The sequence below is a fragment of the Microbacterium lacus genome (genome assembly GCF_002812805.1).
GTDB classification, from domain to species: domain Bacteria; phylum Actinomycetota; class Actinomycetes; order Actinomycetales; family Microbacteriaceae; genus Microbacterium; species Microbacterium lacus_A.
The window spans coordinates 194,620-206,989 of the sequence record NZ_NMUM01000022.1 but is presented as its reverse complement, the minus strand read 5'-3'; the positions used below and the strand labels follow the sequence as shown (position 1 = coordinate 206,989).

At 67.9% G+C, this 12,370-nt stretch carries 11 protein-coding genes; 7 read left to right on the top strand and 4 right to left on the bottom strand.

Annotated elements, in window-relative coordinates:
• Window positions 1-197 precede the first annotated feature (197 nt).
• Entirely contained in the window at window positions 198-1,673 is a 1,476-nt protein-coding gene (locus CGU34_RS07300) for an MDR family MFS transporter (RefSeq protein WP_232711579.1), read from the top strand.
• Window positions 1,674-1,747: 74 nt separating this feature from the next.
• Window positions 1,748-2,296, top strand: a complete 549-nt coding sequence (locus CGU34_RS07295; protein WP_100813721.1) for a type 1 glutamine amidotransferase domain-containing protein — start codon at window positions 1,748-1,750, stop codon at window positions 2,294-2,296.
• 59 nt (window positions 2,297-2,355) lie between these two features.
• Here CGU34_RS07295 and CGU34_RS17515 read toward each other — a convergent pair whose 3' ends face one another.
• Window positions 2,356-2,490, bottom strand: a complete 135-nt coding sequence (locus tag CGU34_RS17515; protein ID WP_269800294.1) for a hypothetical protein — start codon at window positions 2,488-2,490, stop codon at window positions 2,356-2,358.
• 112 nt (window positions 2,491-2,602) lie between these two features.
• Here CGU34_RS17515 and CGU34_RS07290 point away from each other — a divergent pair, with 112 nt between their 5' ends.
• Window positions 2,603-2,815 carry a hypothetical protein gene (locus tag CGU34_RS07290; RefSeq protein WP_036297505.1) on the top strand — a complete coding sequence of 71 codons (213 nt, stop codon included), beginning with the start codon at window positions 2,603-2,605 and terminating at the stop codon, window positions 2,813-2,815.
• 40 nt (window positions 2,816-2,855) lie between these two features.
• Here the strand turns inward: CGU34_RS07290 and CGU34_RS07285 are convergent, their stop codons facing one another.
• Window positions 2,856-4,031, bottom strand: a complete 1,176-nt coding sequence (locus tag CGU34_RS07285) for an alcohol dehydrogenase catalytic domain-containing protein (protein ID WP_100813720.1) — start codon at window positions 4,029-4,031, stop codon at window positions 2,856-2,858.
• A gap of 203 nt (window positions 4,032-4,234) precedes the next feature.
• On the opposite strand from CGU34_RS07285, the gene CGU34_RS07280 reads away from it, so the two are divergent.
• From CGU34_RS07280 to CGU34_RS07265, 4 genes are all read left to right on the top strand, one after another.
• On the top strand, window positions 4,235-5,476 hold the full coding sequence (locus CGU34_RS07280) for an IS256 family transposase (protein WP_100809640.1): 1,242 nt from the start codon (window positions 4,235-4,237) through the stop codon (window positions 5,474-5,476).
• A 191-nt stretch (window positions 5,477-5,667) separates the two neighbouring features.
• The gene (locus CGU34_RS07275) at window positions 5,668-6,186 is read left to right on the top strand and encodes an SRPBCC family protein (RefSeq protein ID WP_036297515.1); all 519 of its coding nucleotides are present in this window, start codon (window positions 5,668-5,670) and stop codon (window positions 6,184-6,186) included.
• The gene (locus CGU34_RS07270) at window positions 6,183-7,664 is read left to right on the top strand and encodes a phytoene desaturase family protein (RefSeq protein WP_100813719.1); all 1,482 of its coding nucleotides are present in this window, start codon (window positions 6,183-6,185) and stop codon (window positions 7,662-7,664) included. The genes CGU34_RS07275 and CGU34_RS07270 overlap by 4 nt, the downstream gene beginning before the upstream one ends.
• Window positions 7,665-7,714: 50 nt before the next feature.
• Window positions 7,715-8,017, top strand: coding sequence for a hypothetical protein (locus CGU34_RS07265; protein ID WP_100813718.1), 303 nt, complete (start codon window positions 7,715-7,717; stop codon window positions 8,015-8,017).
• Window positions 8,018-8,048: 31 nt separating this feature from the next.
• On the opposite strand, the gene CGU34_RS07260 is transcribed toward CGU34_RS07265, so the two are convergent.
• Both CGU34_RS07260 and CGU34_RS07255 read right to left on the bottom strand, forming a co-directional pair.
• On the bottom strand, window positions 8,049-8,555 hold the full coding sequence (locus CGU34_RS07260; RefSeq protein ID WP_100813717.1) for a metallophosphoesterase family protein: 507 nt from the start codon (window positions 8,553-8,555) through the stop codon (window positions 8,049-8,051).
• A gap of 101 nt (window positions 8,556-8,656) precedes the next feature.
• The gene (locus CGU34_RS07255) at window positions 8,657-12,220 is read right to left on the bottom strand and encodes a lamin tail domain-containing protein (protein ID WP_198517708.1); all 3,564 of its coding nucleotides are present in this window, start codon (window positions 12,218-12,220) and stop codon (window positions 8,657-8,659) included.
• Window positions 12,221-12,370 lie beyond the last annotated feature (150 nt).

Here is a 12,370-nt window from a genome sequence, read left to right as displayed (position 1 = left end):
AATCCGGCCCCCGGACGCTGGATCGGGCGCGGTGAGGCCTGAGATCGATGTCCCCCTCGGGAATGCGACGTCGGTGGGCGCGGTTACGGTCGTAGTCCGCGACTTTCGCGCCGTTCTGTGCTGCCCCGGCGCTTCGTGGCTCGACGTATGACCTCGACGACAACCGGCCGCGTCCCCGCTCCACCCGAAGGAACCTCTTGACTCTGCAGGATTCACCGCCCGAAACCGCGTCCACACCGACGACCCCCGCCGTGAAGGCCGGACCGGTCATCGCGCTCCTCGTCATCGCCGCGTTCGTTGTCATCCTCAACGAGACCGTCATGGGCGTTGCGTTGACCCCCATCATGGAAGATCTCGGCGTTACCGCAGCGACCGGCCAGTGGCTGACGACCGGATTCCTGCTGACGATGGCCGTCGTCATTCCCCTGACGGGCTTCCTGCTCGAGCGCTTCCCGCTGCGCAACGTGTTCTTCGCCGCGATGATCCTCTTCTCCACGGGCACGCTCATCGGTGCACTGGCACCCACGTTCGAGGTGCTCCTCGCCGGCCGAATCGTTCAGGCGTCGGGAACAGCGATCATGATGCCGCTGCTGTTCACGACGGTGCTCACCATCGTGCCCGCTTCACATCGAGGACGGATGATGGGCGTCATCACGATCGTCATCGCGGTTGCCCCCGCGGTCGGCCCGACGGTCTCCGGGCTCATCCTCTCCATCGCGACCTGGCACTTCCTCTTCTGGTCGGTCCTTCCCATCGCTCTCATCGCGCTCGCCCTCGGAGCGGTATGGGTGCGCAACGTCACGAAGACCCGCCCAGACGCGCGCTTCGACGTACTCTCCGTCGTACTTTCTGCCGTCGGATTCGGCGGACTGATCTTCGGCCTCAGCAGTATCGGTGAGGCCGCCGCCGGTGAAGCGCCCGTGCCGATATGGATTCCGCTGGTCGTGGGCAGCGTGTCTCTCGTCGCGTTCGTCTTGCGTCAGCTTCAGCTGCAGAAGGTGGACGGCGCACTCCTGGACCTGCGCACGTTCCAGAGCAAGACGTTCAGCCTCGCTGTCGTGCTCGTGGTCATCGTCATGGCAAGCCTGTTCGGTTCGCTGATCCTTCTCCCGATCTACCTGCAGCAGGTGCTCGGGCTAAACGTCCTCAGCGTCGGTCTGATGCTGCTCCCCGGCGGCGTGCTCATGGGCGTGATGGCGCCTTTCGTGGGAAACGCGTTCGACAGGTTCGGTCCGACGCCGCTGGTCATTCCGGGTATGGTCATCGCCGCAGGCTCGCTCTGGGGCATGGCGACCTTCGACGCCGGCACCACCGTCGGTTGGGTCATCGCTGTCCACCTGGGCCTGAATCTCGGCCTCGGTCTCGTCTTCACCCCCCTGCTGACCTCTGCGCTCGGGTCGCTCCCTCCGCGCCTGTACCCATACGGCAGCGCGACCGTCGGCACGATGCAGCAGGTCGCCGGAGCTGCGGGCACCGCACTCTTCGTCACGCTCATGTCGGTGACCGCCGCGGCAGCCCTCGCAGAGGGAACCGATCAGGTCGCCGCCACAGCGGCAGGCGTGCACACGGCGTTCTTCGTCGGCGCCGTCCTCGCCTCCGCAGCGGTCCCGCTCGCCCTGTTCGTACGCAAGCCCGCGGACATGGTCGAGTCCGGCAACGCACCCGTGCACTGACGCGGGTCACGCGCACGGAAGCGGCCTGTCAACCCCCTCGAACCCCGGGTTATGCCGCGCGTAGCGTCGCACGCATGACTGATCTCACAGGAAAACGCATCGCATTTCTCGCCACTGACGGCTTCGAAGACAGCGAATTGACCTCGCCCTGGGCGGCCGTCACGAATGCCGGCGGGGCCGCCCTCATGGTCGCACCGAAGGGCGACTCGATCGAGGGCAAGAACGGCCATACGCAGAATGTGGACGAGCTGTCGGCGTCGGCCCATGCCGACTCGTTTGACGCGCTCGTCCTTCCGGGTGGCGTCGTCAACGCGGATCACCTACGCATGGACGAGGCATCCATCGCCTTCGCGAAGGCATTTTTCGAGGCATCCAAGCCGGTCGGCGTCATCTGCCACGGCTCGTGGCTTCTCATCGAGGCGGGCGTCGTGGACGGCCGCACGATCACCAGCTACCCGAGCCTGAAGACGGATCTGAAAAACGCCGGCGCCGAGTGGGTTGACGAAGAGGTGGTCGTCGACCAGGGCCTGGTATCGAGCCGGACCCCCGACGACCTTCCCGCGTTCAACGCGAAGGTGATCGAAGAGATCGCGGAAGGCGCGCACGCCGGACAGCACGCCTGACGGCCTCAGAGAAGTCTCGGTGCACGGACAGCGCGGCGGGCTTCACGGGATGCCGTGACTCAGCTGCAGCAGCCACCGCCGCAGCACGAGGTCGCGGCATCCTGCGTGTTGGCGGCAAGCAGGTTCTGCTCGTCCGAAACGGGACGGAGGGTCTGCAGGGGCGCGCTCTGGGTGGCGTTCTGGGGCGTGGTCATAGTGTCTATGCTAATCACGGCATTCCGACGGCGGCGCGTTGAGCGCTAGCACGACGCGTCCGTTCCGCACCAGACCGCGCGAAAAAGGGCACGACCGCCATAGGGTCGCCTCATGAATGACACGACGAATAGCGGTGCCGACGACATGGATATGACGAAGGAAGAGAAGCGGCGCGACCAGCTTCTCGCCGCACCCGACGCGGTGGAATCGGACGCGGCGCCGCGCATCGACGTTTCGAAGCACGACGGCAACACTCGAATCGACATCGCCGACACGGCGGCGGTTCGGCCCGGCCCCCCGCCGACGCCCGAAGAAGACGCCTGACGCGGAGGCCGGGCCGCGCGGCTCGCGCGTCAAACAGGGCCTACGGCTCCAGCACGACCTTGATGCAGCCATCCTCTTTCTTCTGGAACGTCTCGTACATCTCGGGAGCGCGCTCGAGCGGAACGCGGTGCGTCGTGAGGTCCATGACGCCGAGCGGATCGCTCGAGTCCTCGACGAGGGGCAGGATTTCGTCGATCCAGCGCTTGACGTTGCACTGACCCATGCGCATGCTGACCTGCTTGTCGAACAGCGTCTTCATCGGCAGGATGTCCGCGTCTCCCGCATACACACCACTCAGCGAGACCGTGCCGCCACGACGGACGATGTCGATCGACGCGTGTAGCGCCGCCATCCGATCGATCCCGGCTTTCTCCATGAGCGGTCGAGCCATCGCGTCGGGCAGCAGACCGATCGCGCTCTGCGCGGCGTGTACGCCGGGATTCCCGTGCGCTGCCATGCCGACGGCGTCGACAACCGCGTCGGCCCCGCGCCCCTCGGTGAGGTCGCGCAGCTCGTCGACGATGGTGTCGGTGAGGTCGTAGGTCAGCGCGCCGTGCCGCTCGGCCATGGCCCGCCGCTCCGGCACCGGGTCCACCGCGAGCACGCGGAAGCCGTGGTGCACACCCACCCGCGCCACGAACTGCCCCACGGGCCCGAGCCCCATGACCGCCAAGGTGCCACCGTCGGGCACATCGGCGTACTCGACGCCCTGCCAGGCGGTCGGAAGGATGTCGCTGAGGAACAGGTAGCGGTCGTCGGGCAGGTCGCTACCGACTCGGATGTGGTTGTAGTCCGCGTGGGGTACGCGCAGATATTCGGCCTGCCCGCCCGGCACCTGACCGTAGAGCTTGGTGTAGCCGAAGAGCGCCGCGCCGCTGCCGTACTCACGCACCTGTGTCGTCTCGCACTGCGACTGCAGCCCGCGGCGGCACATGAAGCAGTGCCCGCACGAGATGTTGAACGGCACGACGACGCGGTCGCCCACGGCGAGGTTGGTCACCTCCGATCCCACCTCGACGACAACGCCCATCGGCTCGTGACCGAGGATGTCCCCGCGGCCGAGGAACGGCCCCAGCAGTTCGTACAGGTGCAGGTCGGAGCCGCAGATGGCGGTGGACGTGATCTTCACGATCGCGTCGGTCGGGAACTCGATGCGGGGGTCTGGAACCTCGTCTACCGATACGGATCGCTTGGCCTGCCAGGTGAGCGCCTTCATGATTCCTTCTTTCGCACAGCGGGTTCGATGAGTCCTCCACGTTCGCTGCTCCGGAAATTCTTGGCCAGGCGGTTGCGCCGACGGGGGTGGCGTCCGGCAAGGTGGTGTACGGATCGGGTGACCGTGTCGCTGCGGACGTAGCGACGGTCACCGCGTGATCCTTCGAGAGAACTCTTCACATCCATCTCGAAAGGACCCCGACGATGACCGTCTCACCCCACGATATCGACCCTGCCCGCTTCCTCGAAGACCACCTCGCGCAGGCGTCTCCCGATCTGCTGCGGGAGATGCTCGGCACGTTCATCAACCAGCTGCTATCCGCGGACGCGGACCAGATCTGCGGCGCCGCTTACGGCACGATCAGCGACGACAGGGTGAACCGTCGCAACGGTTACCGCCACCGCGACTTCGACACCCGCGCCGGGACCATCGACGTGAAGATCCCCAAGCTCCGGCAGGGCACCTACTTCCCGGAGTGGCTGCTGGAACGCCGCCGCCGCGCGGAGGCCGCACTGACCACCGTGGTCGCGACCAGCTACCTCCTCGGCGTGTCCACCCGTCGGATGGATGACCTGGTGAAGACCCTCGGGATCACCGGGCTGTCGAAGTCGCAGGTGTCGGAGATGGCGCGCGACCTTGACGAGCAGGTGACCGCGTTCCGCACCCGGCCGTTGGACGCCGGCCCGTACTCGTTCGTCGCCGCCGACGCGCTCACCATGAAGGTCCGCGAGGGCGGCCGGGTCGTGAAGGTCGCGGTGCTGGTCGCGACCGGCGTGAACGCCGACGGCTACCGCGAGATCCTCGGTCTGCAAGTCAACTCGACCGAAGACGGCGCCGGCTGGCTGACGTTCTGGCGCGACCTCGTCGCGAGAGGCCTGACCGGCGTGAAGCTCGTCACGTCCGACGCACACGCAGGTCTGGTCGCAGCGATCGGCGCGACCGTCGGCGGGTCCTGGCAGAGGTGCAGAACCCACTACGCGGCGAACCTGATGAGCGTGACCCCAAAGTCCTCGTGGCCATGGGTGAAGACCCTGCTGGGCACGGTTTTCGACCAGCCCGACGCGGAGTCCGTGCACGCCCAGTTCGACCGCGTCCTGGACGCGCTCGAGCACAAGCTCCCCAGGTCGTTCGAGCACCTCGAGGCCGCACGTGAGGAGATCCTCGCGTTCACCGCGTTCCCGAAGAGCATCTGGCGGCAGATCTGGTCCAACAATCCGAACGAACGCCTCAACCGGGAGATCCGCCGCCGCACCGACGTCGTGGGCATCTTCCCGAACCGCGACGCGATCATCCGGCTCGTCGGCGCCGTCCTCGCCGAGCAACACGACGAGTGGGCCGAGCAACGCCGCTACCTCGGCCTCGACGCCCTCGCCGCCGCACGCCGCGTCGGCGAACCCACCACAGAGGAGGTGATCGAACCCGACCTTCGGGCCCTCACAGCCTGACCTCGACACGAGGGATCACACGATCACCGATACACCACGTCCCAGGACTTGACCTCGTCGGGCTGGGCCAGCGACAATCCCCCGCGCGGAACAGTGAACGGCCAGTTGATTCGGTCAATGCCTGTCAACCCCTGCACGCACCCGTGCAAAGCGCGCGACAATCGAATACACGCCACCCCGGAATGAGAATGATGTCCCACAACGCCCGTGTTCTGCACTGCCCGCCCGAAGCCGTTTTCCGCGTGCTCGAAGACGGCTGGCTCTACCCGTCGTGGGTCGTCGGGGCGACCCGGATGCGCGATGTGGATGCGAACTGGCCCGAGGTTGGCGGTCGGTTGCATCACTCCGTCGGCGTGTGGCCCGCGCTCATCGACGACGAGACGGCCTCGATCGAGTGGAACCCGCCGCACCGCATGGTCATGCGCGCGAAAGGGTGGCCGATCGGCGAGGCCCGCGTGACGATTGACGTAAAACCGCGGGGCCGGGGCTGCGTCGTCCGCATCCAGGAGCACGCGGTGGCGGGCCCCGCTACACTCATCCCCCGACCGATCGCGGACGCGATGCTGCACTGGCGCAATTCCGAGACCTTGCACCGTCTCGCGTATCTCGCCGAGGGCCTGAGCTCGTCGCCCCAGGAATCGACCGCGGAAGACGAGGGAACGGACGCCGTGGATGGCGACAGCGACCCGCGCGGAGGCGACGACGCGTGAGTGCGACGCGCGCATCCGGACGCTCGACCGAGGTCGATGCGGTCATCGTCGGGGCGGGTCCGAACGGGCTTGCCGCCGCGGTCACGCTCGCTCGTGCGGGGCTCTCGGTGCGCGTCTTCGAACGTGCAGATCGTGTCGGCGGCGGCAGCTCGTCCCGTGAGTTGACCCTGCCCGGGTTCGTCCACGACGTCTGCTCGGCGGTGCATCCGCTCGCTTTCGAATCGCGCTTCTTCCGGGAGTTCGAACTCGCTCGCCGTGTGGAGTTCTTCACACCGGATGTCTCGTTCGCCCATCCCCTCGACGGCGGTGCCGCGGCGATCGCGTACCGCGACCTCGAGCGCACCCGCGAGGGACTCGGCTCGGATGGCGCGGCCTATGCGGCGCTGATGGGACCGCTCGCCGCTCGCTCCGGCCACGTCGCCGATCTGACGGGCAACTCCCTGCTGCGGGTACCGACGAGCCCCGTCACGGCGCTCGCTTTCGCGGCGGCCACGCTCGAGCAGGGCACCCCGGCGTGGAACGCCCGGTTCCGTGGCGATGCCGCGCCCGCGCTGCTGACCGGCGCGGCCGCTCACACCTCGCTGCCCCTCCCGAGCCTCGCCTCGGCGGGCGCCGGACTCGCGCTCACCGCCTACGCGCATGCGCGGGGCTGGCCGATCCCGCGGGGCGGAAGCCAGGCGATCGCGGACGCGATGCTCGACGACATCCGGGCGCACGGCGGAACGGTCGAGACGGGCGTCGAGATCACCAGCCTGAGCCAACTGCCACGAGCCCGAGTGACGCTTCTCGATCTCACCCCGCGCGCGCTCGTCGCACTCGCGGGTCCGCGACTGCCCGACCGATATCGTCGGGCACTGGCGAACTTCCGGTATGGAAATGCTTCGGCCAAGGTCGACTTCGCGCTGTCCGAACCGGTCCCGTGGACGCATCCGGAACTTCGTCGCGCCGGCACGCTGCACCTCGGCGGCTCGCGTGCAGAGATCACGGCCAGCGAGAACGAGGTCGCGAACGGGCGCCTGAGCGGGCTGCCCTACGTGCTCGCGTCGCAGCCGTCGATTTTCGACGACACCCGCGCACCCGAAGGCATGCACACGCTGTGGACGTACACGCATGTTCCTGCGGGTAGCACGGCCGACCGCGCCGAAGCCGTGATCAGACAGATCGAGCGATTCGCGCCGGGATTCCGCGACACCATCGTGGGCATGTCGTCGTGGACCGCCGCGGACCTGCAGCGGCACAACCCGAACTATCCCGGGGGCGACATCGCCGCGGGAACACCGGATCTGTTCCAGCTCGTGCGGCGCCCGGTGCTCAGCACCGATCCGTGGCGCACGCCATTGCCCGGTGTGTACCTGGCCTCGGCGTCCGTGACGCCCGGGCCCGGTGTGCACGGGCTCGGTGGGTGGCTCGCCGCGCGGAGCGCCCTGCGCCACGAGTTCGGGATCGAGGCCTGGCCGAACCTGTCCCTCGGCGCGTAAGCGAGACCCGGGCCAGCACGGCCGCGACAGGCGCCGATAGGCTTCGGCGTGTGGACGAGATCGAGAGCATGGCCCGGCAACTCGAGCGGATGATGGGCGACCCCATCGCCGATTCGGTGAACGGCACGGGGATGATCGTCGCGGTTTCGAAACCGACGCGCCGCTGGGGATACCAGGCGTGTCAGATCGAGGTCGTGCCGGATGCCCCGGGTGTCGAGCCCGTGCGCGTCGCGACGGAGGTCGTGACCACGCGTAAGCACTGGCCGAAGGTCGGCGGGATCCTTCCCGCACGCATCTCGACGACACATCCCGAGCGGATGGATATCGACTGGGACGCGCTCGCCAGAGGCTGAAACCGCCCGCGCTTCAGCCTCAGCTTCAGCTTCAGACGGGCGCCCCGAGAGGTACGAGCGTCACCTCACGCAGCACGCCGGCATCCACGGTGAGCGTCATCATCGTGCGGTGCGGCTGCCGGCGACGATCGGTCGGTGAGCCCGGGTTGAGCAGGCGAAGTCCGCCCGGCGTGACCGTGTCCCACGGGATATGGCTGTGTCCAAAGATCAGGACGTCGGTGTCGGGGAACGAAGCATCCGTCCACGCGTGGCGACGTTTCGCATCACCCGTCTCGTGGATGACCGCGAACCGCACGCCCTCGATTTCGCGCCGGGCGATCTCGGGGAGCAGCGCGCGCAGGTCGGGTCCGTCGTTGTTGCCGTGCACACCGATCAGCTCGCCGTGCTGCGAGAGATCATCGAGGACGGATGCCTGGGTCCAGTCGCCCGCGTGAACGATGATGTCCGCGGCATCGGCGGCCGCCCGCACCTCGTCGGGAAGGCCTCGGGACCGATCCGGGACGTGCGTGTCGGAGATCAGCAGCAGTCGCGTCGCCATGCTTCGACGCTACGCGGTCACAGACGAGCACCGCTCTGTCGAAACGGGCGGTGTCGGTGGAACTGATCCACCGACACCGCCCGAATCAACCGACGGATGCGTCAGGCCGAGCGCACACGCCTCCGCACGATGATCGCGGTCAGGCCCGCGAGCATCAGCAGGAGCGCGATACCGAGTGCCGAGCTGTCCTCATCCGAGCCGGTCTGGGCCAGTGTGCCGTTCGCGACGATCCGGATGCTGGTCCAGCCGAGCAGTTCGCCGTCCGCCGCGTAGACGGCCAGACGGTGCATCCCGAGCGTCGCGTTCGTCGGAATCGTGACCGCGATGCGTCCGGCGCTGTCGAGCGTGCTCGACGCGATCTGCACGGGCGTCGAGTACATCCACACCGAAACGGCCTTACCGGCGTTCTGCGTGCCGGTGTTGATGGTCACCCGTCCGCCCGGCTCCGCGGAGAGCGGTGCCGTGACGTCGCCGTTGTTCGCTTCGACCAGCTGCTCACCGGCAAGCGGCGCTCCGGATCCCGTCTGCGGAAGACCGGGGTTGCTGGGGTTCCCCGCGCCCGGGTCGACCGGCGTCCCGGGGTCCACGGCGCTGCCCGGAACCGTACCTGTGCGCAGCGACCCCGACGGCTCGCCGTCCTTAAACCACCAGGCAGCACGCGCGAAGCCGGCTACGGACGAGGGCGCCGTGGCGAAGCCCTCGTTGTTGCCGTTCGGCATGCTCGCCGGGCGGGCGAAGTGCGCGATCGAGGGTTCAGCCGTGCCGTTGAAGGTGATCTGTGCGGCGGTGCCGTCACAGCCGTCGTCGCACACGGCCCAGAGCACATCGAGCACCGTGTCGTAGTCGAGCGCCATGACTCCGACGAGACCCGGATCGATCGTGGCGACGAGCTTCGATGTGCCGTCCCCGTTCAGAGCGAAGGCGAACACGCCTCCACCTTCCTCCATCGCGACGAAGAACAGGCCGTCGCCGTGACCCGGGTAGCGCGCCGGGTCGTACGCCACGTTGGTGCCCGCGTCGATCAGGCCGGCCAGGTCACCGTCGGCGACCCATTCGACTGCCTCGATGCCGAGGTTCGCGTTGACACTGGGCAGCTTGGCGGTGAGGTCCCACTCCTGGGTGGCCACGACATCCGGTCCCGGCGCGTTCGGGTCGACCTTCAGGACGACGTTCTCGTTGACGCCCTTCACGCTGTTGTCGCGCTCGGAAGCGAGGTAGACCCAGCCCGAGCCGTCCACGGTGATTCCCTCGGTGTCGGGGCCTGCCGCGGACGGGTTCGACGCGTCGCGCTGGAAGCGGGCGCGCTTGCCGTCCGCCCAGCCGTCCGCGAAGGTCACGGACCCGTTCGCCCCGACCTTCAGCTTCCAGAACGTGCCGGTGCCGTTGTCGACCGCCCAGAGGAACGTTCCATCCGACGTCGCCTGAGTGTCGAGGCCCGAGCTGTCGACGAGGAACATCGGGCTCTCGTCGATGACGGTGACCTCGGCCGAGCCGGGCCACTCACCGACCGGGATCTCACCGACGCAGACGTTTGCGGCGCCCTTGGTCGACTCCGCCGTGACGGCGAAGGAGCCGGATGCGTCGGGGCAGCGCCCCCACGTGGTCGCCGCGTGGTCCGCACCCCAGGTCGTGGAGTCGCGCAGCGCGTCACCCTCGAACAGGCGAACCGTGTCGTCCTTGCCCAGTCCGAAGCCCAGGGTCTCGCCCTCGATCACGAGATACCCGAGAGCAGGGATCATGGTCTCGGCCGGGATCTCGTACGAGTGGGTGTCGTCGTCGTCCTTCACGACGATTCCGCTGACGTCGAGCGGGGTCGATGTGGGGTTGACGAGCTCGATCCAGTCGCCGGGCTCACCGCCATCCGATTCGACCTCGTTGATGCGCACGGGGTTGCCGCACGCGTTCAGCAGTCCCTTGGTCGACACTCCGAGGTCGACGAAGTCGCCGACACCATCCGCGCAGCGAGCCCAGACGCCCGTTGCGTGCGCGGGGTAGGCGTGTTCGGCGACCGTGACGTTCTGCGCGTTCCGCACGGTGACGGTGTCACCGCCGCCCAGCCCGAACACGAAGTTGGTGGGCTGATCGAAGACGAACAGCGCACCGGGCGCGATTGTCGTGCCGGAGGGCAGCGGCGTCGTCTCGGCCGCGTGGCCGACGGGGTCGCTGTCCATGACCGACCAACCCGAGAGGTCGACGGTCGTCGAACCCATGTTGATGATCTCGATCCAGTCGGTCGCGTCGCCGTTCGACTCGATCTCGTTGATCTGGATGTCGGGCAGCACACACGAGTTTGTGGCTCCGGGCGTCGGGTACGCGAGCACGAAGGGGCCTTCGCCATCCGGGCATCGTGCGAGGGTCGCCGCGGCAGCGTCGCCGTCGATGGCCGCGTGGCCCGTCCACGGCTCCGAGTCGTCGATCAGCTCGAGCGAGGCGTCGTAGAGACGGATGCGGTCGGCGCTGCCGATGCCGATCGGCGCATCGAAGCGCGACTCGTCACCGTCGACGAGGCCGATGCTGTCGGCCTCCACAACGAGGTATTCGCCTCCCGCGATCGTCGTGCCGGCGAGGAACTGCCAGCGGTGGTCGTCGGAATTGTCACGGATCTCGTAACCCGAGATGTCGAGCGTCTCGGTTCCGGGGTTGTAGAACTCGACCCAGTCGGCCGGCTGCGAGTCGATCTCGTTGATCACGATCGAGCCGGGCACGACGATCGTCGCGCAGTCGTTCGCGGCACCGGGCGTCGCAACGGTCGCGGGGGCCCAGGCATCCGCCCCGTCGGGGCAGCGCGCCCAGATGGCGAGCGGCGCGGTGTTCAGGTAGGCATACGCGTCGACCTCGGTGCTCGAGGCGTCGTACAGCACGACCTCGTCGCTCTTGCCGAGGCCGAAGGGGAAGTCCGTGTCCTTGACGAGCATGAGGAACCCGCCCGCCGCGATCGTCGTGCCCGCCGGCAGGGTGCCGAACTCGTCGCGCTTGTCGTCCGAGACCCTCCAGCCGGTCAGGTCGACGGCCTCGTCACCGCGGTTGAAGAGCTCGATGCTGTCGGAGTAGCCCGAGACCTCGTCGTAGTAGATCTCGTTGACGACGACATCGGATGCCGGGGGCTCCGGGTCCGTCGAGCCCGACGGCTCGGGCTCGGGGTCCGTTGAGCCCGAGGGCTCCGGCTCCGGGTCGACGTCCGCGAACGTGTTCGCCGCGCCCTTGGTCGGCTCGCTCGTCAGCGCCCAGTCCCCGGAGTCGTTCGCGCCCCAGGTGGTCGCGGCGTGATCTGTCCATGCGTATTCGTCGACCAGCGTCTCGGATGCATCGAACAGACGTGCAGAGTCGCCGCCACCCAACCCGAAGTCGAAGTTGCCGACGTCGTCCTTGAGTTCGTCGAGCACGAGGAACGCTCCGGGCTCGACCGTCGTCCCGATGGGGATGGTGTAGCCGTGTGTGTCGTCCGAGTCCTTGACGACATACCCGTCCAGCACGATCGGTGCGTCGCTCGGGTTGAAGAATTCGATCCAGTCGCCGGGCGTACCGCCCGAGGACTCGATCTCGTTGATGCGGATGCCGGGTTGATCGGCGACTGCGGCGGACGGAACAGCGACGATGACGGCACCGGCGGCAACGCCGAGTGCGCACACCATCGTGGCCGCGAGTCCGGAAAGCATGCGGGGCATGAGGCTCCTGAGGAAGGCGAGAACGGGTCTCGTCCACACCATCGACACGGCCTAGACGGTCGGGGGCCGGGCGGTGTCCGCCGGGTTAACGCTGAGCGTCCCGCAGGCGCGCGGCGAACGAACCGGCACCCGCGTCGAGCGCGGCGGGTG